This window comes from Sanguibacter sp. TS_SC_8 (assembly GCF_055361235.1).
Genome location: NZ_CM143955.1, coordinates 2,080,572 through 2,103,298, shown reverse-complemented (window position 1 = coordinate 2,103,298; position 22,727 = coordinate 2,080,572). Strand labels below are relative to the sequence as shown.

Below are 22,727 nucleotides of genomic sequence, written 5' to 3'. Positions count from 1 at the left end.
GCGCGGCCCGAGAGCTGCAGGCACAGTGGAAGAACCCGCCACACACGACCCCCATGACCAGGAGGCCAACATGACGTCGACCCACGCAGACGACGCAGCCATCACCGAGGCGAGCCGCGCGGACCAGCTCGTCTTCCAGGATCCCGTCTCCCGCTACCCGGCCATCGAGCCGCCCGAGCAGCGCCAGGACGAGCCTGGCCTCGATGCCGACCTGCTCCCCCACGCCGACCTCGGCGAGCATTCCTACCGCGGGACCGGGCGCCTCACCGGCCGCAAGGCCCTCATCACCGGGGGCGACTCCGGCATCGGGGCGGCGGTGGCGATCGCCTTCGCCCGGGAGGGGGCCGACGTCGCGATCTCCTACCTGCCCGCCGAGGAGGAGGACGCCGCCAGGATCATCGCGCTCATCGAGGCCGAAGGGCGCACGGCCGTGCCGCTGCCCGGCGATCTCGCCGACGACACCTTCTCCGCGCACCTGGTCCAGCGCGCCGCCGACGGGCTCGGTGGCCTCGACGTCCTCGTCAACAACGCAGGCAAGCAGATCGCTGTGGAGGCGATCGAGGACCTCACCGACGAGCAGGTGGCCCAGACGTTCAAGGTCAACATCCAGGTGATGTTCCGGCTCAGCCGAGACGCCGTGGGACACATGCCACCGGGATCGACGATCATCAACACGACGTCGATCCAGGCCTACGAGCCGTCCCCGACCCTCCTCGACTACGCCTCGACCAAGGCAGCGATCAACAACTTCACCAAGGGGCTCGCGCAGCAGCTCGCAGCGAAGGGCATCCGGGTGAACGCGGTCGCCCCGGGCCCGATCTGGACCCCACTCCAGCCCTCCGACGGGCAGCTGCCCGAGGACCTCCCCGAGTTCGGTCAGCAGACCCCGCTGGGGCGCGCCGGCCAGCCGACCGAGCTCGCCCCCGCCTACGTCTTTCTCGCCTCGAGCGAGTCCAGCTACGTGCTCGGGGAGACGCTCAACGTCAACGGGGGAACGCCGTCGCCGTGACGCAACGGAGTGGTGATGGCAGATCGCGTCTCCTCAGTGCAGCCACCGGCGCAGGCGCTTCTTGTTCGCCTTGGCCCAGACCGTCGGCAACCGCTCTTCGACATCGCGGGCCCGGACCTCCTCCAGGGCGTGCAGCCGGCCGTAGCTGAACGCGGCGATCGGGTCAGCGGTGCTCTCGGCGAGCTGGCGCAGTCGCTGACGCAGGACGACGGAGTCCTGGTGCTGCCCGAGGAGCTCCTGCACGCTCTCCATCGCGGCGGCGAACGCCCCGGCGTCGGGACCGAACACGTCGGCGGCAAGCTCAGCCGCGTAGCGGGTGCGCTTGGCGGCCTTGCGTGCGTCGTGGAGGAGTTCGTCTCGCCGCACCGGCTCGGTCGCCGCCCCGGCACGCGTCACGAGCCGCCGGACGCGAGCGTACTCCTTCGCCACGCCGCGCTGGAGCGACCTCCCAGCCGGTCGGCCGCCACGCTCGGTGGTCGGTGGAGCGTGCACGAACGCCTCGAGGTCGTCGAGCAGCCGGTCGTACCGCTCCCCCTCGAGCTGGAGAAGTGCTGCCTCGCGCGCTGCTGCGTGCGCGGATCGCAGCTGCGCGTCGGCCTCGGCGGCGACCGGCGAGAGCGCGGAGTGCGTGTCCTCACCCTGCAGGACGCCGAGGACCCGATCGTGCATGACCTCGGCGTCACGGACCGCGCCCAGGACTCCCGCGAGCCACTTGAGCTCCCCGCACAGCGGCCCAACATCGTCCGACACGAAGGACGGACGAAAGGTCGTCAGGGCGCTGCGCAGGCGACGGCTCGCCACGCGCATCATGTGCACGCTCCCGGTCGCGTCGATCCGGACGGGGAGGTCCTGCGCACGGAGCTGCTCTAGCTGGTCACCGATGTAGGCCAGGGCGACCTGGCTCGTCGGGGACTTCGCCGAGGGATGCTTGACCTTCGTGCGACGGTCCGGCTCGGCGTCGTCGTCGAGCTCGAGGACGCGGGCAAGCTTGGAGGAGTGCGGCGCCGGGGCCACTCGGTGCGCGCGCAGTCCGGCGGCGACCGCAGCCAGGAGCGCGCTGTCCCCATCCAGTGCCTCGATCTCGATCTCGCGCCACGCGACCTCCGGGCCGGTCGCCTCATCGGACCCGTCACGGGGAAGGACGCGTCGGGCGACGACCCGGTCGTCGGCGAGCTCGAGCAGACCGTGGTCGGCCGCGTCCAACAGCCGGTGCACCGCCCTGTGCGTCGTGATCTGCGCGACGGGGACGAGCGGCCGCCCCTTGGTGCGGACCCGCACGAGGCGCTGCAGCGCCCCGGGGACCGTGCTGCCCGCACGCCCTGCTGGCAGGCGGATCTCCGAACGCTCCGACCCGCTCGCCGGGACCTTGAGGTGCCAGCCGGCGTCCGTGCCGCCCACGCGTCGACGCAATGTCAGCCCGTGGCGCGCCAGGACCAGGTCTGCGGTGTCGAAGTACGTGGCGCGCAGCACGTGCTGCGTGGGCTCGGCCAGGATCAACGGCTCGCCGTCGTTCCTGGGTCCGGCAAGCTCGGTCAGGCTGGGAACCTCGTAGCCGTCCTCGACGGAGAACTTCATCTCGACCTCTCGGTACACCTCAGCCATTCCCCAGTTCTATCGCAGAAACTGCTGATGCCGTCGCTGGACGGTGAGAACACACTGGAGGAGTGAGCGGAGACCAGTGGGTTCTGCACGTCGATCTCGACCAGTTCATCGCGGCGGTCGAGGTGCTGCGGCGCCCTGACCTTGCGGGCCTGCCGATCATCGTCGGTGGCCGAGGCGACCCCACCGAGCGGGCCGTGGTGTCCACCGCGTCCTACGAAGCCCGTGCGTTCGGTGTGGGTTCGGGTATGCCCCTGCGCATCGCGGCCCGGAAGGTGCCCGACGCCGTGATCCTGCCCGTCGACCACGAGGCCTACCTCGCGGCGTCGGACACGGTGATGGCGACCCTGCGTGCCCAGCCGGGCGCCGTCGTGCAGGTCCTCGGCTGGGACGAGGCGTTTGTCGGCACGCAGACACAGGACCCGGAAGGCTACGCCCGGCAGCTGCAGGCCGCCGTCCTGGAACACACCCAGCTGCACTGCAGCGTGGGCATCGGGGATACCCTCGTCCGCGCCAAGAACGCCACCGATCTCGGCAAACCGGCGGGCGTCTTCCGGCTCACCGCCGCCAACTGGCTCGACGTGATGGGCAGTCGGCCCACCAAGGACCTGTGGGGCATCGGACCGAAGATCTCGGGCCGGCTGGCCACCCTCGGGATCTCCACGGTCGCGGAGCTCGCCGCAGCTGATCCCCAGGACCTGGTCCCGGAGTTCGGTCCCAAGATGGGTCCCTGGTACGCGGAGCTCGGACGCGGGGACGGGGCCACCGTCGTGGACGACACCCCGTGGGTCGCCCGCGGGCACAGCCGGGAGACCACCTACCAGGCCGACCTGACCGAGCAGGCCCAGGTACGCGACGCCGTGCGAGAGCTGACAGCGAGCGTCCTGGAGGATGTGGTGGCGGAAGGACGACCCGTGGTGGGGCTGACGCTCAAGGTTCGGTACGCGCCGTTCACGACGAAGACCCATGCGAGGAAGATCCCCGAGACCTTCGACCGGGACGAGATCCTCGCTCGGGCTCTGGACCTCGCCGGCGCCGTCGAACCCGGCCGTCCGATCCGGCTGCTCGGCATCCGAGCCGACATGGCGATGCCCGACGACGCCCGCAAGGGACACACGCCCACGCGCGGTGGGTGGTGACTTCAGGGGAGCTCATGGCTACGTTGGTGCGCGCCGGAGCTGCGCGCGTCAGCGGGGTGGAGCAGGCAGGGTGAGGGATGCGTCGATCCCGCCGCCGGGGCGAGACTCGAGATGGGCGGACCCGCCGCTCGCCCGGGCGAGCTGAGCCACGATGGCGAGGCCGAGACCACTGCCCTCACCGTGAGAGGAGCCACGCCAGAACCGGTCGAACGCTCGCTGGCGCTGCTCGGCCGAGAGGCCGGGCCCCTCGTCGAGCACGTTCACGACTACCCGAGCGCCTGACTCGACGTGGACGATGATCGCTGATCCCGCGGAGCTCACCTCGAGAGCATTGTCCAGATAGTTGTCGATGATCTGCTCGAGGGCTGTCTCGACCGCCAGCGCCGGTGCGTGGGCCGGGCCCGCGTACCGGATGACAACACCGGCTTCCTGTGCGAGCGGCAGCCATTGCTCGACGCGCTCCCGTGCGATCACGGCCACATCGTGCACGCCGACCGCGGCGGATGTCGCCTCTGCGCGGCTCAGGGTGAGCAGTCCTTCGATGAGGGAGCCCAGACGGTCGAGCTCGGCGTCGGCGGCCCTGAGCCGGTCGGCCGCTGCCTCGGGATCAGAGTCGATGAGCTGACGGGCGCCGTCGAGCCGCAGCCGCAGCGCCGTGAGCGGCGTGCGCAGCTGGTGGGAGGCGTCGGACGCGAACGAGCGTTGCAGTCCGATGAGCGTCGCGAGACGCTCGGCCATGACGTTGAACGAGTGCGCGAGGGAGCGCACCTCCGGCACGCCGGCCCTCTCCTCGGCCCTGGCGGCGAGGTCTCCTCTCGCGAGCCGCTCGGTGGCCGACTGGAGCAGCCGCAGCCGGCGCGTCACCCCAGACGCGAAGACGAACGCGACCAGGCCCGCCAGCACGACCGTGATGGCGGCCACCGCCCCGAGCCCCCTGACCTGTCTCACCGCGGCATCCGTCACCTCCTGAGCCGGGTAGCTCAGCCGTACCGCACCCAGCACGTCCTCGCCGCTGACGACGGGAACGGCCACATAGAGCAGTCTCAGTCCGAGCGTCGCAGAGTCGCGCTCACCCGAGGCGATCCGTCCGGCGAGCGCAGCCTCGAACTCGGGCCGGTTCGCGTACGAGGCGCCGACGCGCGTCTGGTCGGCATCGCTGGTCGCGACCGCGACGCCCTCGGCGTCGACCACGACGACCCGCGCTCCGCTCGTCGCGCTGTACTCGGCGACGACGTCGGTCGCCGTCGGATCGCTCGCCGCAGTGCCCGCCTCAAGCAGATCCTCGAGCCGACCGGCAAGGACGAACGCATCGCGTTCGAGCGTCGTGACCATGCGCTCGCGCTCGACACCGGTGAGGTAGAACGCGAACGGGATATTCTGCACAGCGAGCACCAGCAGCGTGAAGCCGGTCATGGCGAAGATGAGCCGAAGCCTCATGCCGGCCGTCCGTCGCCTGGCGCGATCACTGCGGCTCACCGAACCGGAAGCCCACCCCGCGCACGGCATCGATCCAGGCGGGATCGCCCAGCTTCTTCCGGATCGCAGCCACGTGGGCGTCGAGGGTCTTGGTCGTCCCGTACCAGCTCGTGCCCCACACGTCCCGCAGGATGTCGCCGCGCCGCATGACGGCTCCGGGATCCTCGGTCAGGTACTCGAGCAGCTCGAACTCCTTGGCCGTCAGATGCACGGGTTCGCCGCCGAGGCTCACCCTGCGGCTCCGGGGGTCGACCGTGAGCGGGCCGAACGTGCGAGCGGTCGTCGCCGCGGTCACGGCTGACTCGCCGTGCGACGCGCGGCGGGTGACGGCTCGGATGCGTGCTGCGAGCTCGCGGAACCCGAACGGCTTGACCAGATAGTCGTCGGCCCCCAGCTCGAGCGCCAGCACCCGGTCGAACTCGTCGCCGCGCGCGCTCACGACGATCACGGGAAGCGTGAACGACCCGCAGATCCGGCGGCACACCTCGACACCGTCGATGTCGGGCAACCCGAGATCGAGCAGCACGATGTCGGCCTCCCCGGCCTCGACGGCCGCGAGGCCCGCAGCCCCGGTTGCCGCGTGGGCGGCGTCGAACCCGGACTGACGCAGAGCATCGAGGGTTCCCGCCGCGATCGCGGCGTCGTCTTCGATCAGCAGTACCCGCATGCCAACATTCTCGGCGCGTGCTGTCCGCTCCGCTCGGGTGACGCGGAAAATTGGATGAATCTTGGACGCTCCAGGGGCCGCCCCTTACCGAAGCGTCCGTAGCGTCGAGGCATGAAGACCTCACTCATCACCACCCTCTCCGTTCTGGGCGTGATCGTCGCGGCCTCGGTCGCGATGGCCGCGAACGCCGGGACCCTCGGTCTGCTGGACCCCCAGACAAGCACGACCTCGAACGTGGTCACCCTGACCGGCGACGACACGCCACTCGGCTCGGTGCCGGGCCCGACCGAACCACCCGCGTCGGCGACGCCCACCCCGGGCGTCACCGGAGCCACCGGCGGCCCTGCAGCGGACACCGATGACGACGACATCGACAAGTCCGACTCCGACGACGCATCGACCGGCGCAGCCGACGACCATGACTACGACGACGACGACGACTGACCGCCGGAATCCGGCCCGCGGCGCGCGAACTGTCGTCGGCGCGGCTGCGATCCTCGCCTTCGGCGGCCTTCTCGCAGGTTTCCTTCTGATCCCTCAGCCGTCCGTACCGGTACCCGCTGGAACCGCTCCAGTGCCACCCGTCAACATCTCCCCGGCACCTGCGCCCACAGACACCACCACGGTTCCCGCCCCGGCCGAGCCGAGCGCCGAGCCCGCCCCCGCACCTGACACCGCTCCCCCGGGCACGCCCGTCGACGCCACGACCGGCGGATCAGGAGGCTGACATGGGGTGCTCGATAGCGCAGGACGCCGTGCTGGCCGCGATCGCCGCTCGTGGTGACCGGCCGATGACCGCCACCGCCCGCGCGCACCGCATGGGAAGCCGCTTCTCGATGACCGTGGTGGGCGTCGACGTCGGCGTCGCCTGGTCCGGGCTGACACTCGCCGGTCGCCTCGAGTCACGCTGGAGCCGCTTCCTCGGCGACAGCGACATCACCGCCCTGAATCTGGCCGAGGGCGCCCCACTGCAGGTCCACCCCCACACGGTCCGCCTCGTCCAGGAGATGCTCGACGCCTACCACCGCACCGACGGTGCCTTCGACCCCACGTTGCTGCCGGCACTTGTCGCTGCCGGCTACGCGACGTCACGGGTCGACCCGACGCGAACGACCCGGTTGCCGGCCTCGGCGCGGGCACCCGGCAGCATCGACTCGGTGCGCATCGACGGCGAACGCATCACGCTCGGGCGCGGAACCACGCTCGATCCCGGCGGTATCGGAAAGGGCCTCGCCGCCGACCTGGCGGTGGAGCAGGCTCTCGCCGACGGAGCGCTCGGCGCGATGGCGCAGTTCGGGGGCGACGTGGTCGTCGGAGGGGTCGCCCCCGACGGTGTCGCCTGGCGTATCGGTGTGGAGGACCCGTTCGACCCCGAACGGCAGCGTGCGGTCGTGCGGGTCTCACGCGGTGCCGTGGCGACCTCGAGCCAGCGCAAGCAGCGGTGGAGAGCCCCGGACGGCACCGAGGTCCACCACCTCCTCGACCCGCGAGACGGCCGGACCATCTCGACAACGGTGCAGGCCGTCACCGTCATTGCGGCGACCGGGGCCCGCGCGGAGTCGCTCACCAAGCCGGGCTTCCTGCGCCCGCTCCACGAGTTCCTCGCCTGGCTCCCGAGCCAGGGCGCGGCCGGTCTCGTGATCACGGCCGATGGATCCGAGCACATCTCCGCGAACTGGAGCCGATACCGATGAACGATCCCCAGCTCTGGTGGTACGTCTCGCGGGCGAGCGCGATCGTCGCCTGGACGCTCCTCACGGCAACCGTGCTCTGGGGAGTGCTGCTGTCCACCCGGGTCTTGCGGGCTGCCGACAATCCCGCATGGCTGAAGGATCTGCACCGCTACCTGAGCGGCCTGGCCATCATCATGATCCTGGTGCACGTGGGATCCCTGCTCCTCGACCCCTACCTGCGCGACCAAGCGGGCTTCGGCGTCGTCGCGGTACTCGTGCCGTTCGCGTCCGAGTTCAAGCCTCTGCCCGTAGCGCTCGGCATCGTGGCGCTCTATCTCATGGCCGGTGTCGTCCTCTCGTCGCTCGCGATGCACCGGATACCGCGTCAGGCTTGGAAGGGGCTGCACTACCTGAGCTACGTCGTCGTGGCGCTCGTCGCGTTCCATGCGGCCTTCGCCGGATCGGACACGGGCACCTGGTGGTACACCTCGATCTCGACCGCCCTCATCGTGGTCACCACGCTCGCGGTCATGGTTCGTCAGCTCGTCGGCTCGGTCGCCGTGCAACGGGGGCGTTCGGCCACTCGGGCACGTCACGTGCCAGCCGTGAATCAGCGGCTGCGTATGGTCGTCGCCCGGCGGACGCCGCTCGCCGTCGGCGTCGTCGGCCTGCGCCTGGTGCCGGAGGACGGTCGTCGTCTGCCAGTGTGGACGCCTGGCTCGCACCTCGAACTCCACCTTCCCGGCGGACTCGAACGGCACTACTCGCTCTGCGGAGACCCGGCGGACCGGCTGGGCTACGACATCGCGGTGCGGTTTGTCGAGCACTCCCGGGGCGGCAGCCGATTCATCCATGAATCCCTTGCTGTCGGCGAGATCGTAGAGGTGGCGACGCCCCGCAACCGCTTCGAGCTCCAGCCGGCGACCGACTACCTCTTCATCGCCGGCGGCATCGGCATCACCCCGCTCCTCTCGATGATCACGAGCCTCCCGGCCTCCCGCCGCTGGTCCCTCGTCTACCTCGGCCGCTCGCGGGGCAGCATGCCGTTCGCGGACGACCTGGAGGCTCGCTACCCGGGCCGGGTGACCGTGTACGCCCGCGACGAGCAGGCACGACCGTACCCGGCAGCCGCCGTGGCATCCACCACCACTGCCCAGGTCTACTGCTGCGGCCCCGCACGGCTCATGGACGGGCTGGCCTCCGCCGTCCCGCCGGAGCGTCTGCACCTGGAGCGGTTCGCCGCAGCCGATCGCGCAGCCGGCGCCATCCCTCAGCCGGTCCAGGTCGAGATGCCCGGTTTCGGTTGGTTGACGGTCCCCCCGGGCCGCAGCATCCTCGACGTGCTCGAGGATGCCGGCGCCCCGGTCACCGGATCCTGCCGCACGGGCGTCTGTGGCACGTGCGAGCTCCGGGTCACCGGCGGGACGCCGTTGCACCTCGACTCGGTGGCGAACGACGAGGAGAAGGACGCGGCGGGCGTCATCTACCCGTGCGTCTCCCGCGCCCTGACCACGCGGCTTTCCCTGGATCTCTGACCTGAAGTGCACATCCTCGACCAGCACGAGGGGGTTCATCCCCTGGGCGGTGCTCGGCGACGGGTCGGCGACGGGTCGGCGACCGTCAGGAGAGTCGATCTCGATCCTTCGCACCTCGCGGGGCCTGGGCTGCCAGTGCGGGAAGCCCAGCGCAGGTGGTTCGGACCCCATCCGGAAGCGGACAGAATGGAGGCATGACTACACCCTCGCCCGTGATCGTGGGACAGCGCGCGGTCGTCGTCGATGACGAGCAGGCGTTGAGCCGTGTCGTCGCGGACTACCTCGAGCGAGACGGGTTCGAGACCCACCTGTGCGCCGACGGCACCCACGCCGTCGACCTGATTCGCCAGGTTGACCCCGCTGTCGTCGTCCTGGACCTCGGGCTGCCCGGACTGGACGGGATTGAGGTGTGTCGCCAGCTGCGCACCTTCTCCGACTGCTACGTCATCATGCTGACGGCTCGGGCTGAGGAGATCGACGTCCTCATCGGACTGTCCGTGGGCGCCGACGACTACATGACCAAGCCCTTCAGCCCACGCGAGCTTGTGGCCCGGATCGCGGCGCTGCAGCGCCGACCACGGCACACACCTCCAGCACCCGAGATCCGCACAGCTGCGGACGTCATCGGTATCGGGATGCTGTCGCTCGACGTGGCAGCCCGCGAGGTCCGGGTCGGCGAGCGCCTCATCGACCTGACCCGGACCGAGTTCGATGTCCTGGCCGCGTTGGCCGCACGCCCCGGCATGGTGTTCAGCAGGCGCCTTCTCATCGACACGGTCTGGGGAGATGGCTGGGTCGGCGATGAGCACCTCGTCGACGTCCACATCCTGCACGTGCGCCAGAAGCTCGGTGACAGCGCGGACCGGCAGACGTTCGTCCGGACCGTGCGAGGTGTCGGATACCGCATCGGGCTCGGACGATGACCCACGCTCGCCCGCGCCCCCGGTCGCCGCGGGGCCTGGCCCCGCGGCTCCTCCTCGCCATCATGCTGGTGATGACGACCGCGGCGGTGACGGCACTGGTCGTGGCCTCGATCATCGGGCCGGACCTGTTCCACGAGCACATGCTGCGGGCTGGCCTGAGCGATCACGATGCCGCGGTGCTGCACGCAGAGGAGGCGTTTCGCTCGGCCAGCACCGTGACCATGACCGTCGCGCTGGGCGCCGCAGGCATCGCAGCACTGCTGGTCTCAGCGGCTCTGGCACGGCGGATCTCTCGTTCCTTGGCCGCTTTCTCCTCCGCAGCGGCCGACGTCGGCAACCGAGACTACGCATCCCGCGTCCCGCTGCCGGGGATCGGCAGCGAGTTCGACGAGGTCGCTGCGTCGTTCAACCACATGGCCGAACGCCTGCAAGACAGCGAACGGCTTCGAGGCCGCCTTCTTGCCGACGTGGCACACGAGGTGCGTACGCCGGTAGCAACGATCAGCGCGTATCTGGAAGCACTGGAGGACGGTATACAGATTCTCGACGGGGCCACGACAGCCGTGCTTCGGGAGCAGGCCGCCCGCCTGACACGCCTGTCGCGCGACCTGGCGGCGGTCACCCGCGCGGAGAGCGGAGACTTGACGCTCGAGCTGGAGCCCGTCCACCCCCGCGAGTTGGCGGCTGCGGCCGTCAGCGCGGGTCGTGAGCGCGCAGCAGAGGGGTCCGTCCACCTCACGAGCGACATCGACGCAGACCTGCGGGAGGTCCTCGTCGATCGCCTACGGATGGCGCAGATCCTCGACAACCTCGTCGCCAACGCGATCAGACACACGCCACCAGGCGGGACCGTCACCGTCCACGCCACCCAGGCCCCCGCTGGCCGCATCCGCATCAGCGTGCAGGACACGGGTGAAGGCATCGCCGCCGTCCACCTGCCCCACCTCTTCGAACGCTTCTATCGCGCGGACACAGCACGGGACCGGGCCCACGGCGGATCGGGGATCGGTCTGGCGATCTGCCAGGCGCTCACCACTGCCCACGACGGAACCATCACCGCCGCGAGCGCCGGTCCGGGAACCGGCAGCGAGTTCACCCTCACCCTGCCGACGAGCTGAGCCGCCCCGGTCCCTGCCGGTCGATGAAGGTTCCATGAAGGTTCCGTCCTAGGCCTGGAAGTCCCACGTGAACTGCCTCGAGGGCGGCCACGCTTCTGGGAGCAGACCTAGAGGAGCTCCCATGACCCCCGCTCTCGTCCGACTGTCGGTCGTCGTCGCACTCACCGTGCCGCTGGCCGTCTACCCCGCCCTCGCGATGACCACGCCGCAGCAGCAGGTGACCGTCGTCCTCGCCGCCCAGACGGCAGACCCCACTCCCCCCGTAGACGAACACAGCGAGCACGGCGAACACGGTGGGACCGGGGAGACAAGTGAGACCGGCGAGACTGGCGAGACCACCGGTGACCACACCTCGACCCCGGCACCCGACCGGCCTCGGGTCCTGGTGCTGTCGGCGTTCGGCGGGCTGAACGCCGTCGTGCTCGTCAGTGCCGCCGTCCTGCGTCGACGTGACCTCCAGCGCCCGCGCCACCGGCCCCGTGCCGCCGTCGCCTCCGCCTGACCGCCCGCACCGCTGACCGCCCACGAAGGACGCCACGATGACCACGCCCATGCTCACACCACCCTCCGCGCCGGTCGCGCCAGACATCGATCCAGACGTGACACCGGGTCCGGACCTCACCCCGTCACCGGTAGGTCGCAACCTCATGGCGATCCCGTGGGTCGCCCGCTCGCTGCGGAGCCGCTGGTATCCGAAGATCTTCCAGATCCCGGTCGCGGCGGTCTTCGGGCTCGTCGCGTACCAGCTCCTCGCCGGGCCCGACGTCGCGCACGAGAACGCGGGCACCGCCCTCATGTGGGTCCTGTGGTGGCCGGTCATCCCGATCGTGTTCGTGCTGCTGGGCCGGTTCTGGTGCGCGGTCTGCCCGTTCGGGGCGTTGACGGACGTCGTGCAGCGATGGGTCGGCGTCAACCGCCCGGTGCCTAAGTTCCTCAAGAACTACGGCATCTGGATCATCGACGCCTCGTTCCTCGCGATCACCTGGGCCGACCACGTGTGGGGCGTCGTCGAGTCGCCGTGGGGCTCGGGCGTCCTGCTGCTCCTGCTCACGACCGCGGTGATCGCCTCCGGGGCCTTCTTCCAGCGGCGCACGTTCTGCCGGTACCTGTGCTTCCTCGGCGGACTGTCGGGCAACTACGCACGAGTCGGGATGGTTGAGCTCCGCGCCGACACCGGGATCTGCAAGACCTGCACCGCGAAGGCCGTCTGCTACAACGGCAACGACAAGGTGGCTGGCTGCCCGCTCTTCACGTTCCCGCGCACCATGGAGGACTCCGCGAACTGCAACCTCTGCGCCAACTGCATCAAGTCCTGCCCCAACGACGCCATCCAGGTCCGGCTGCGCAAACCGACGAGCGAACTGTGGTTCATCACCAAGCCGAAGATCGAGCACTCCTACCTTGCCATGGCGATCATGGGCATCGTCCTCATCCAGAACATCACGATGCTCGAGGTCTGGACCGAGGTCCTGGCCTGGATCGAGGTCACCACCGGGGTCACGAGCTACGCCCTGATCTTCACCGTTGCGTTTGTCGTCGCCGTGACAGTCCCCGTGGCGCTGCTCGCCCTGGCCTCCCGCATCGCGGCTGCCGGGAACCTCGAGGGCACCGCGATGAACTTCGCTCGCTTCGGGTATGCGCTCATTCCCCTCGACGTCGCGGCGCACCTGGCGCACAACCTCTTCCACCTGCTGGCCGAGGGCGGCTCTGTCTACACAGCGGTTGTTGCGCTCGTCGGGGTCGACGCCACCGGGGTCAACCCGGCCCTGCTGAGCACGGGCACCATCCAGGTGCTGCAGTTCGCGCTGCTCGCCCTCGGTGTCGCGGGCTCCCTCTACACCGCCCGGCGCATCGCCCACCGCCGCTATCGCACGACTGCCCGACGGCGCGCGACGCTCATCCCGTACGCGGGGATCATCGCGCTGCTCGGCGCGGTGAACGTCTGGATGTTCTTGCTGCCCATGGCGCACCGCATGTGACGTCGGGTACCAGGGGCGGGGAGCACACGAGGATGCGCTCAGCCATGGTTGACCTCGCCTTGGGGCTGGCTGACGTCGGGGCGGAGGTCGAGGCGACGCAGCAGCTGGGCGTTGACTGCGACGACCACGGTCGACAGCGACATCAGCAGCGCTCCGACCGCCATCGGCATGACGAAGCCGATGGGTGCGAGCACCCCTGCGGCCAAGGGGACGGACACGAGGTTGTATCCGGCGGCCCACCACAGGTTCTGCTTCATCTTCCCGTACGACGCGTGCGACAGCTCGATCACGGAGAGCACCGACCGCGGATCGTCGCTCGCCAGGATCACTCCTGCCGATGCGATCGCCACGTCGGTTCCCGCCCCGATCGCTATCCCGACGTCGGCCTGTGCCAAGGCTGGGGCATCGTTGACGCCGTCACCCACCATCGCGACGAGCCTGCCTTCTTGCTGAAGCTCCTGGACGTGACCGCTCTTGTTCTCCGGCCTGACACCGGCGAAGACCTGATCGATGCTCAGGTCAGCAGCGACCGAGCGAGCGACGGGCTCGGCATCGCCGGTGATCATCACGACCTGGATGCCTCGTGCGTGCAGCGCGTCAACCGCCTCGCGCGACTCGGGGCGGACCTCGTCGACAAGCTCGAACGCTCCGGCGACCCGGCCGTCGACGAGGACGTGCAGCACGATGGATCCCTGGTCCGACCACGCCTGGATCTCCGCCAGAGGGCTCAGGTCGTGCGCTTGGAGCATGCGGGGTCCGCCGACGCCGACGGTGTGGCCCGCGACCGTTCCGGTGACCCCGACTGCCGTCGGGGACTGGAGACCTGAGGCGCTGGGAGCCTGGACGCCTCGGGCGACCGCTGCGGCAATCACCGCACGCGCCAAGGGATGTTCACTGTCTCTCTCGACGGCGGCCGACCAGGCAAGGACGTTCTCCGCGCTGTGCTCTCCAGTAGCGAGGACTCGCCGCAGGCCAGGTGTGCCTTTCGTCAGGGTGCCTGTCTTGTCGAAGAGCACCGTCTCGATGGTGCGCATCTGCTCGAGTGCCATGCGGTCCTTGATCAAGATGCCCGCCGCGGCAGCGCGTTCCGTGGCGATCGAGACGACCAGAGGGATCGCCAGGCCCAAGGCGTGCGGGCAGGCAATCGCCAGCACGGTGATCACGCGGATCAGCGCAGTCTCCGGGGAACCGAAGACCAACCACGCCACGAGAGTGACCGCTGCGGAGACGAGCGCGAACCAGAACAACCAGCCGGCTGCTCTGTCCGCCAGGCGCTGGGCATGGGTGGACGACAACTGTGCGTCGGCGACAAGCCGTCGGATCCCAGCCAGGGCCGTGTCCTCCCCCACTGCCGTGACCACGATACGGAGTGCGGAACCCGTGGACACGGTTCCCGCCACCACGAGATCACCGACGGAGCGCGGCACGGCCCGGGACTCACCGGTGACCATGGACGCATCGACGTCGCCCGCACCATCCACGATGCGCCCGTCTGCCGGGATGCGTCCCCCTGGCCGGATCATGACCACGTCACCGAGAAGCAGGTCGCTTGGGCTGACCTGGGTGAGCTGGTCGCCATCGACGCGTTCCGCTGTGTCCGGGAGCAGAGCCGCGAGGACTCCAGAGCCGATGATGTCTGGGCGAGCGATCGCAGCTCGATCCAGTGTCCCAGGAGCATGATCACGACCAACAGCGCCAGCTCCCACCAGAACTCCAGCTCGTGGGAGAAGACCCCGAGGCTCGCGCCCCAGGACGCGACGAAGGCGACGGTGATCGCCATCCCGATCAACAGCATCATCCCTGGTGAACGTTGCTTGATCTCCGACACCGCACCGACGAGGAAGGGACGCCCTCCCCACAGGTAGATCACAGTCCCCAGCACCGGGGAGACCGCGGCCACACCCGCCACCTCGGGCACGGAGTAGCCGAGGATCGAAGCAAACATCGCGCTGAAGTACGCGGTCGGTACCGCCAGCACGAGCATGATCCAGAACAGCCGCCGGAACTGCCCGACGTGGTCTCCGTGACCGCGCTGCGCCCCGCCGGCATGGTCCTGGGCTGAGGCGGGGCCGCGGCCCGGGGCTCGCGGGTGGAGGTGCTCAGGCATGGCGTTCATGGCAACTCCTCGGTGTCGGGTCTCGAGCACCCTTCCACGCTCCCAACAACGCCGGAGACGCGCGACCGGCGAGGTGGCGGGACAGCCGCGACTGTCCCGCCACGGGAGGTGAAACGCGTCAGAGGGTGTCGAGCATGCCCTCCATCTTGGCGATCTCGGACGTCTGGGCGTCGATGATCACCTGGGCGAGGGCCAAGGCATCGGCGTTCGTGCCCGCCTCGAGCTCTGCCTGCGCCATCCCGACGGCGCCTTCGTGGTGGGAGATCATCAGCTCGAGGAACCGCTGGTCGAACTCGGTCCCGGAGAGGGCACCCAGCTCAGTCATGGCCGACTCCTGGTCCATGCCCTCCATCTCCATGTCACCGTGATCCATACCGCCCATGAGATCGTCCGGGGACGTCGGCTCACCCCACGCCTCGAGCCACGACGTCATGGTGTCGATCTCGGGGCCCTGGGCGGACGAGATGTCCGCGGCGAGGTCCTTGACGTCCTGGTTCTCGGCAGTGGTCCCCGCGAGGTCGGCCATCTCGACTGCACCCTCGTGGTGAATGATCATCATCTGCGCAAAATCGGTATCGGCGTCGTTGTGCGCCGCCCCGGCAGAGTCCTCCGCCGCGCCCTGCGTCGTGGGTGATTCCGTCTCGGGTGCGGGATCGCCGCACGCGGTCAGCGCCGCGGCGAGCACGAAGGAAGTAGCAAGGGCGGCAACGCGTGTCTTGGTCGTCATGTGGGCTCCATCGTCTGCCCGTCCGCCACAGCGGGGACGGGATCTGGGGTGTGGACGTCGTGGTTGACCGCGAGGCGGCAACCAGGGAGAGCTCCTACACGCGCAAGACGCACAGAGAGTGCGCCACGATGGGTCGACTGCCGTGACGAAGTCGAGCACCTGCCGCCACACGTACGACCCGGGGATGAGCGCGCATCCGTCTCGGCCGGCACCTGCCGAGGATCCAGCGAGAGACGACGGGGACCAGGATCGCGGCTGCGACCAGTGCGCAGCACATGACGAGAGCGTCGTTCAGCGGGCGCTGCGTCCCCGGGTGGGCGGGCAGCAGGAGCGCGACCGCGGACGCCGGTGGCGTCACCTCCGTCGGACCGGGAAGGTTCGGTTCACCAGACATCGGCGCCGTGTGAGCAGTGTGTCCTCCGGCACCGCCCTCGGATGAACAGTGCACCATGACGCCGGAGAACACCACGAGGAACAGCACAACGGCAGCGCCAACGCGCACGATGCTGCTCAACCAGGCGGTCACCTGTCCCCCAATCCCCACGCAAGCCGGTGCGGTCAGGCTAGCAAGAGCTCCTGAGAGGCTTGGCGAGTCGGGGCGCCACGCGTACTCACTACAGCGAATCTTCATCAGGTCAACACCGTCGGGCCAGGGTGCAGCCCGGAGGGTGGACGTGGGCCGTGTGGCCCGGCTTGCCGATAGTTCGAGGAGGACACATGAGAAGGCCCTTCACCCGCAGGATCGCGATCGGGATGGTCGCAGCGGCGGGATCGGTACTCCTGGCAGCGTGCGGTCAGAGCAGTACCCCACCGGCGGCGACGTCGTCCACAACCCAAGGCGATGCCGAGAGCGTGCAGGGGACGGTGGTGGGCACGGTCTGGGTCGCCAACGAGGACGGTGGAACCCTGAGCGCCATCGACGCCAAGACCAGCCAGGTCGTGGCCACCATCGAGGGTGTGGACAGTCCTCACAACGTGCAGGCTAGTCCGGACGGGTCGATGGTCTGGGCAGTCAGCGGCCACAAGAATGCACTCGTGGCCATCGACACCGCGTCGTTGACGGTGACGGGCACCGCCGCGACCGGATCAGGGCCGGCGCACGTCGTCGTGAGCCCGGACGGGACCCAGACGTATGTGACCAACTCCCGCGAAGACACTCTCAGTGCCTACCGGTCCGCGGACCTCGAACCGCTCGGAAAGACCGCGCTGAGCGCAGGTCCCCACGGGCTCCGGCCCTCTGCAGATGGCACGACGCTGGTGGTCGCGAACACGGCCGAGGGCACCATCGATGTCGTGGACACCGCGACGATGTCGGTTACGGCCACAATCCCGGTCGGCGCTTCTCCCGTGCAGGTGGCTGTCGCTGGCGACGGTCGGTTCGCGTATGTCAGCCTGGCTGGCGACAGCGCCGTCGCCAAGGTCGACCTGGCCAGCCAAGGCGTTGTCGCGACCGTCCAGGTTCCCACCGCTCCCGTGCAGCTGTACCTGACGACCGATGGGACCCAGCTGCTGTCCGCCGACCAGGGCACCGACGATGACCCTGGAGACACGGTCTCGGTGATCAATCCCGCAGACATGACGTTGACGGCGAGCATCGAGACGGGGGCAGGGCCTCACGGAGTGGTGATCGACCCCACCGGCACGGTGGCGTGGGTGACGAACCTCCACGACGACACCGTCTCCGTCCTGAGCCTCACCACCTATGAGACGGTCGCCACCATCCCCGTCGGAGACAAGCCCAACGGGATCTCCTTCAGCCCCTCTGTCCTGGCGTGGCCCGTGCCCACAACAGTCGAGATCACGGTCCCGGACTATGCGAAGGACGACGACACGGTAGATGACCACGGCGATCATGGCGAGGAGCACAACTAGCTCCTGGTCGTCGTGAGGCGGCAGGTCTACGCTCGAGGCATACCCCCTGCGGCATGGACTGCGGTCTCGTCTCGGACCGCCGGAGGTCGGACACGAGTGTGGGACATGGGCTTGAGCACGCCGCCACGTTCTGGCCGAGCGGTACGCCCGCGGGGAGATCGACACAGCCGAGTACCACGAGCGCCTCGAGCACCTTCAGGACGAGTAGCCGCGGACCCGACCAGCCGCCGTCAGGCGATCCGGTTCGGGGCACTGGGCGCGGCCGGGGCGTCGTCGGGCACCACAGCACTTGCGTGTTTGCGCAAATATGCACAATGATGGCTGGGTGATCCGAGCCCTCGCGCACCGTACCTATCGCCGGCTGTTCCTCGCCCAAGTCGTCGCACTGACCGGTACGGGTCTGGCGACGGTCGCCCTTGGCCTGCTGGCCTACGACGTGGCCGGTGCGAGCGCCGGCGGAGTCCTCGGCACGGCATTCGCGGTCAAGATGGTGGCCTATGTGTTCGTCGCACCTCTCGCCGCAGCCGCCGTGGCGCGTCTGCCGCGGCGGGCGGTGATGATCGGCGCAGACGCGGTGCGGGTGGTCGTGGCGCTCTCGCTGCCGTTCGTGGGCGAGATCTGGCAGATCTACGTGCTGATCTTCATCCTCCAGGCAGCCTCGGCCACGTTCACCCCCACCTTCCAGTCCGTCATCCCTGACGTGCTGCCCGACGAGGACGACTACACCGCGGCCCTCTCACTCTCGCGCGTGGCGTACGACCTCGAGGCGGTGCTGTCTCCGATGCTGGCAGCCGCCCTGCTCATCTTCGTCCCGTCCTCGGCGCTGTTCTTCGGCACCGCGGCCGGGTTCGCCGGGTCCGCCGCACTGGTCGCCTCTGTCCTGGTCCCGCGCCGGGCCGGACAGTTCGCCGATGAGGACACCCCCGAGATGCCCTTCGGGCAGCGAGCCCGGCAGGGAACACTGCTCTTCGTGCGGACGCCAGCGCTGCGTCCTGTCCTCGCGCTCAACCTGGCCGTTGCCGCAGCCGGCGCGTTCGTCCTGGTCCAGACCGTCGTGATCGCCAGGACCACGTTCGCCCAAGGAGAGGACATGGTCGCCGTCCTGCTGGCCGCCGTCGGCGCCGGCTCGATGGCAACGGCCGTCGCCCTCCCCTGGGCGCTGCGCCACCTCCCCGAACGGCGCGTCATGCTCGGCGGCGCTGCCCTGCTCACCACCGCCACCGCCCTCGTCCCGCTGGCCCTCCACGTCCCAGATGTCACCTGGGCCCTGGTCACGGTGGCGATCTTGTGGCTTGTGGTCGGGATCGGGTGGTCCTCGGTCGAGACACCGGTCGGTCGCATCATCCGCCGATCGGTCCCGGCGACCGACCTGCCAGCGGCATTCGCCGCGCAGTTCTCCCTCTCCCACGCCTGCTGGCTGCTCACCTACCCCCTGGCCGGTTGGCTCGGTCTCGTCGGCCTCGACCGGGCAGCACTCCTCCTCGCCGTCCTCGCCGCAGCAGCCACCCTCACCGCCACCGCGCTCTGGCCCCACCAGCGTCCCACCTTGATGGCTACCGAACGCCTGAAGAACGCCGGGGTGCCAAGATGAGCCTCGTGGACACCGCCGCCCGTACCACCCCGACCGACGCCGACCTCGACCACGCCGTCGGCGTCCTGCGCCTGCTCGGGGACCGCACCCGGCTGGCGATCCTCGCCATGCTCGACGGCACGGAGATGCCCGTGACCGCCATCGCGGAAGCCCTCGACCGACCAACACCGGCAGTCTCTCAGCACCTGGCCAAGCTCCGCACCGGACGGCTGGTCACCTCTCGCCGCGACGGCACCACGATCTACTACTCCCAGCCCGACGAACACGTCGCCGCCCTCGTCACCAACGTCCTGCACCACACCGAACACACCCTCTACGACGTCCCGCCCCACCACCGCTGACCGAGCCAGCACGGGACCTCCGACGCGGATCGGTCCCTGCAGCCGCGTCGGAGTCTCAGTCACCGTCCGTTGGCGGACACCCGTCGCGCAAAGAGCACAGGCCTCGCGGTCGCAGCACTGGGCATCATCGTCTTCAACGTCTCACCCTTGCTGAACTGGGTGAACCTTGACGACGGCGCGGGCCCCCGCACCGGCCACGAGACCGACTCCCTCATCCCCTTCATCGCCTACCTCGGCATCGGCCTGCTTGTCGCCCTGGTGTACGCCGGAAAGCGTGCACGGCGCGGCCAGCACCGCGGCCTCACGCTGGTCTCCATGGCCGTTGGCATCGCCGCGACGATCCAGTGCCTCGCTCTTGGGCTCAACCCGATGGGCGGCCTTGAGCGCGGTGACGACCTCTCGACCGACATCGGCGTGTGGGTTGGCTTCATCGGCGCAGCGGTCTGGGCCATCGGTTCGTTCCTGCTCGCCAAGGAGATCGAGGGCGACGACGAGCACCACACCACCCGCACGACTCCGAACTGACACCAGTCGCTCCTCCGGCACGTACGCGCGCACGTCGCACCAGAACCCGAGCGGTACGACGGCGCGTCACACGGTGACGAGGCCGACTTCCCCTCAGGGGGCAAGTTGGCCTCTTCTCCCTGTTCCCCGAACTACGCCGTGACGTTCATCGGCGCAGCTGATCGCAGCCCTCTCGACGGCGCCTGACACCTCCAGCTCGAGGAGCCTGTCCGCGACCTCTCGGACCTCGACCTTGGCGAGGCTGGAGTGGTCGCGCGGGACGTCGAAGGCATCCTCGGAGCTCAGCCCGCCGGTGAGGGTGAGAAGTCCACGCGGCGTGAAGGCTGGAGACGTCCAACCTCGTCGCAGACCCGTCGCTGCGTACCGTCGCACTCGACAACGACGCAGCAAGCCTAGGATCGACGAATGATCGTGGCGGTGGAGGGCCCAAGTGCTGCCGGTAAGACGACGTGGTGCCGGGCGGCGGCGACGGAGTTCGTCGCTGAGTACGTTCCCACAGGAACAGAACCGGATGGACACGACCTCGAGATCCAAGCGAACTACTGGACTGGAGTCAACACAGGTCGGTGGTCACAGGCGAACGCCCTCGAGCATCGGGACGGGCTTGCAGTCTGCGACAGCGATCCTCTCAAGCTGCACTACTCGTGGTGCTTGGCACGCGTCGGGGCGGCTCCCGTTTCGCGCTTCTTCCACGAGCTGGCTTCCGTGCGGGAGGCGATGAGTCGGCGGCGGATCGGCTTTGTAGACTCTGTTCTCTTGTCCATTCCCTCTGAGTCGGTCCTACGGCAACGAAAGGCTTCCGATTCGACTCGATCACGCCGGGCCTTCGAACTCCACGTTCAGCTCCGAGAATCCCTCGAGGAGTGGTATCAGGCAGTCGCACACCTACGCCCAGGTACCGTCGTCTGGGAGCTCCCACTCGCTGGCACCGGGGTACTCCCCCCAGCCCCGAGCCTTGACCATCGATATGACGTTCAGGTGCTGGACGCGCTTGTCTCCGCGTTGCCGCTGGCTCGTCGACCGTAACGCCCGCATGCGAGTGCTCGGCAACCCGCTCCGACAAGCTCGCCATCACCTACCCGAACCGCAACAGCGAACCGGTGCCTCACACCTGGAGGCACAGGTGGACCCGGACCCCGCGCGAGCAAGCGACATACGAAGACACCCGACCTCGAGGAGTTCCGAGCAGGCACGGTGGCCCTTCAACCCACACCGCTTCGCACCTCTCAAACCGCAAGGCCTATGTGCCAGTGGTCGTCGACATGACGTAGGACTTAAAGACAGCAAGGGCGGACTGTTCGTGCTCCAGCAACGCAGTCAGGTGTTCACCTCGTTCAACCAGTTCGCGATAGCCCCACAGGGCCACGATCGGGTCTCCCCAGAGATCGCGTCCTGACGCTCGTACACCTGACCGAAGTGCGAAGTGCCAGCCAGGTGGGATCGGAGCGGAGACCAGCTCGAACATCCCCGCCGGCGCGAAGCAAGGGCCGCCCCAGTCATCCTGAACCAAGAAGTCAAAAACGTTCTCGGCGATACCCATCCCAACCACTGAATAGCCCCTACCAACCGTCAACGGATAGGCGCTCTCAAAGGCTGCGGCACGACTACGCTGCTGATCCGCCATCGCCCCTGGGTCATTGCTGGAACAAATGACCTTCACCAGTTCGCCACAATCTCAAGGTTGTCGATTGCGCCTCTTGTGACACCACGAAAATCAAGCACATTCATTCTATTCGCCACTTGTTGCATTTTGACCTAACCCTCCGTGACCAGCCAGCGAGTATCAACAACAGTAAGTCTCGCAGTGCACGTCCTCCCGTGGCAGACCCAGCTTCAGCCGTTGCTAGATCTCGGCCACATTCTCCGCCGCTGACCTGCCTGCAGAGCTGAGACTCACTTCCTTTCGCGACGCGGATCCCCAAGATCGTGGGCCACCTAATGCGAGTGCTGACAGCCATGGCGCTCCAAGACACCGAGACCTGGGTCAAGAGAGGATGCTGCGCCACCACGACTCATCGCGGCCAGCGGTCTCAAACTGATCAATCGTCGAGAGGACGTGCGAAAGAAAGGGCTCCGGCGGCCGGACACCGTGATCAGTCAGATAGTGCGCCAGTCCTTCAGGCCACACGTAGATACCATCGCTCAACTCAAGGCAGCCGTTGTCCTTGCCACAAAGCCGGCATGGCGAGTAGCCCATATAGGCACGGACGACGAAGCCGCGCCCCAAGTAGTCAGCGACGCTGTCACGCTCGAACTCTTCCCAGGCGGGGTCGACAAGATGCGACGGATCGGGCCACACGGCGGCGGAATCTGGGCCGCGCCAGTAGCCGATCAGCTTCAGCTCGGGTCGAACCATCTCCACTCGCCTCCGTCGAAGAATTCGGACGTCTTTCCGCTGCCGCTCGCTCCGATGCCTGTCATCGGGGCTTTGACGCAC

At 68.7% G+C, this 22,727-nt stretch carries 21 protein-coding genes and 1 pseudogene; 15 read left to right on the top strand and 7 right to left on the bottom strand.

Features of this window, described 5'->3' with window-relative positions; all coding sequences use genetic code 11:
• Positions 1 to 70: 70 nt before the first annotated feature.
• Entirely contained in the window at positions 71 to 1,009 is a 939-nt protein-coding gene (locus tag ACWA15_RS09505) for an SDR family oxidoreductase (protein ID WP_464054826.1), read from the top strand.
• Between the two features lie 33 nt (positions 1,010 to 1,042).
• Here ACWA15_RS09505 and ACWA15_RS09500 read toward each other — a convergent pair whose 3' ends face one another.
• The gene (locus tag ACWA15_RS09500; RefSeq protein ID WP_464054825.1) at positions 1,043 to 2,611 is read right to left on the bottom strand and encodes a CYTH and CHAD domain-containing protein; all 1,569 of its coding nucleotides are present in this window, start codon (positions 2,609 to 2,611) and stop codon (positions 1,043 to 1,045) included.
• A 62-nt stretch (positions 2,612 to 2,673) separates the two neighbouring features.
• Here ACWA15_RS09500 and ACWA15_RS09495 point away from each other — a divergent pair, with 62 nt between their 5' ends.
• Positions 2,674 to 3,747, top strand: coding sequence for a DNA polymerase IV (locus tag ACWA15_RS09495; protein WP_464054824.1), 1,074 nt, complete (start codon positions 2,674 to 2,676; stop codon positions 3,745 to 3,747).
• A 48-nt stretch (positions 3,748 to 3,795) separates the two neighbouring features.
• On the opposite strand, the gene ACWA15_RS09490 is transcribed toward ACWA15_RS09495, so the two are convergent.
• Together ACWA15_RS09490 and ACWA15_RS09485 are read right to left on the bottom strand one after the other, a co-directional pair.
• Positions 3,796 to 5,184, bottom strand: coding sequence for an ATP-binding protein (locus ACWA15_RS09490; protein WP_464054822.1), 1,389 nt, complete (start codon positions 5,182 to 5,184; stop codon positions 3,796 to 3,798).
• A gap of 25 nt (positions 5,185 to 5,209) precedes the next feature.
• A complete protein-coding gene (locus ACWA15_RS09485) occupies positions 5,210 to 5,890 on the bottom strand; it encodes a response regulator transcription factor (RefSeq protein WP_464054821.1) in 681 nt (226 codons plus the stop codon).
• Between the two features lie 111 nt (positions 5,891 to 6,001).
• Here ACWA15_RS09485 and ACWA15_RS09480 point away from each other — a divergent pair, with 111 nt between their 5' ends.
• The 8 genes from ACWA15_RS09480 to ACWA15_RS09445 all read left to right on the top strand — a co-directional run bounded on the left by ACWA15_RS09480 (position 6,002) and on the right by ACWA15_RS09445 (position 13,118).
• Complete coding sequence (locus ACWA15_RS09480) at positions 6,002 to 6,334, top strand: hypothetical protein (protein ID WP_464054820.1); 333 nt, start codon at positions 6,002 to 6,004, stop codon at positions 6,332 to 6,334.
• A gap of 130 nt (positions 6,335 to 6,464) precedes the next feature.
• Positions 6,465 to 6,617, top strand: coding sequence for a hypothetical protein (locus tag ACWA15_RS09475; RefSeq protein WP_464054818.1), 153 nt, complete (start codon positions 6,465 to 6,467; stop codon positions 6,615 to 6,617).
• A gap of 1 nt (position 6,618) precedes the next feature.
• Positions 6,619 to 7,584 (top strand): FAD:protein FMN transferase, encoded by a 966-nt coding sequence (locus ACWA15_RS09470; RefSeq protein WP_464054816.1) that lies wholly within the window; start codon positions 6,619 to 6,621, stop codon positions 7,582 to 7,584.
• On the top strand, positions 7,581 to 9,098 hold the full coding sequence (locus ACWA15_RS09465; RefSeq protein ID WP_464054814.1) for a 2Fe-2S iron-sulfur cluster-binding protein: 1,518 nt from the start codon (positions 7,581 to 7,583) through the stop codon (positions 9,096 to 9,098). Before ACWA15_RS09470 ends, ACWA15_RS09465 begins: the two co-directional genes overlap by 4 nt.
• 194 nt (positions 9,099 to 9,292) lie before the next feature.
• A complete protein-coding gene (locus ACWA15_RS09460; RefSeq protein ID WP_464054813.1) occupies positions 9,293 to 10,021 on the top strand; it encodes a response regulator in 729 nt (242 codons plus the stop codon).
• Positions 10,018 to 11,139 (top strand): sensor histidine kinase, encoded by a 1,122-nt coding sequence (locus tag ACWA15_RS09455; RefSeq protein WP_464054812.1) that lies wholly within the window; start codon positions 10,018 to 10,020, stop codon positions 11,137 to 11,139. The genes ACWA15_RS09460 and ACWA15_RS09455 overlap by 4 nt, the downstream gene beginning before the upstream one ends.
• A gap of 121 nt (positions 11,140 to 11,260) precedes the next feature.
• The gene (locus ACWA15_RS09450; protein ID WP_464054811.1) at positions 11,261 to 11,641 is read left to right on the top strand and encodes a hypothetical protein; all 381 of its coding nucleotides are present in this window, start codon (positions 11,261 to 11,263) and stop codon (positions 11,639 to 11,641) included.
• Positions 11,642 to 11,678: 37 nt separating this feature from the next.
• Positions 11,679 to 13,118 (top strand): 4Fe-4S binding protein, encoded by a 1,440-nt coding sequence (locus ACWA15_RS09445; protein ID WP_464054809.1) that lies wholly within the window; start codon positions 11,679 to 11,681, stop codon positions 13,116 to 13,118.
• Between the two features lie 38 nt (positions 13,119 to 13,156).
• On the opposite strand, the pseudogene ACWA15_RS09440 reads toward ACWA15_RS09445, so the two are convergent.
• Together ACWA15_RS09440 and ACWA15_RS09435 are read right to left on the bottom strand one after the other, a co-directional pair.
• Positions 13,157 to 15,225: pseudogene (locus tag ACWA15_RS09440) on the bottom strand (heavy metal translocating P-type ATPase).
• A gap of 127 nt (positions 15,226 to 15,352) precedes the next feature.
• A complete protein-coding gene (locus ACWA15_RS09435) occupies positions 15,353 to 15,961 on the bottom strand; it encodes a DUF305 domain-containing protein (RefSeq protein WP_464054808.1) in 609 nt (202 codons plus the stop codon).
• Between the two features lie 681 nt (positions 15,962 to 16,642).
• Between ACWA15_RS09435 and ACWA15_RS09430 the strand changes: the two genes are divergently transcribed.
• The 5 genes from ACWA15_RS09430 to ACWA15_RS09410 all read left to right on the top strand — a co-directional run bounded on the left by ACWA15_RS09430 (position 16,643) and on the right by ACWA15_RS09410 (position 20,290).
• Positions 16,643 to 17,833 carry a YncE family protein gene (locus ACWA15_RS09430; protein WP_464054806.1) on the top strand — a complete coding sequence of 397 codons (1,191 nt, stop codon included), beginning with the start codon at positions 16,643 to 16,645 and terminating at the stop codon, positions 17,831 to 17,833.
• A 130-nt stretch (positions 17,834 to 17,963) separates the two neighbouring features.
• Positions 17,964 to 18,041, top strand: coding sequence for an antitoxin VbhA family protein (locus ACWA15_RS09425; RefSeq protein WP_464059472.1), 78 nt, complete (start codon positions 17,964 to 17,966; stop codon positions 18,039 to 18,041).
• 117 nt (positions 18,042 to 18,158) lie between these two features.
• Positions 18,159 to 19,424 carry an MFS transporter gene (locus ACWA15_RS09420; protein ID WP_464054805.1) on the top strand — a complete coding sequence of 422 codons (1,266 nt, stop codon included), beginning with the start codon at positions 18,159 to 18,161 and terminating at the stop codon, positions 19,422 to 19,424.
• Positions 19,421 to 19,765 carry an ArsR/SmtB family transcription factor gene (locus tag ACWA15_RS09415; RefSeq protein ID WP_464054803.1) on the top strand — a complete coding sequence of 115 codons (345 nt, stop codon included), beginning with the start codon at positions 19,421 to 19,423 and terminating at the stop codon, positions 19,763 to 19,765. The genes ACWA15_RS09420 and ACWA15_RS09415 overlap by 4 nt, the downstream gene beginning before the upstream one ends.
• A gap of 69 nt (positions 19,766 to 19,834) precedes the next feature.
• Positions 19,835 to 20,290, top strand: a complete 456-nt coding sequence (locus tag ACWA15_RS09410) for a hypothetical protein (protein WP_464054802.1) — start codon at positions 19,835 to 19,837, stop codon at positions 20,288 to 20,290.
• A 1,240-nt stretch (positions 20,291 to 21,530) separates the two neighbouring features.
• On the opposite strand, the gene ACWA15_RS09405 is transcribed toward ACWA15_RS09410, so the two are convergent.
• Complete coding sequence (locus ACWA15_RS09405) at positions 21,531 to 21,914, bottom strand: hypothetical protein (protein WP_464054800.1); 384 nt, start codon at positions 21,912 to 21,914, stop codon at positions 21,531 to 21,533.
• A 360-nt stretch (positions 21,915 to 22,274) separates the two neighbouring features.
• Complete coding sequence (locus tag ACWA15_RS09400) at positions 22,275 to 22,646, bottom strand: hypothetical protein (protein WP_464054798.1); 372 nt, start codon at positions 22,644 to 22,646, stop codon at positions 22,275 to 22,277.
• Positions 22,647 to 22,727 lie beyond the last annotated feature (81 nt).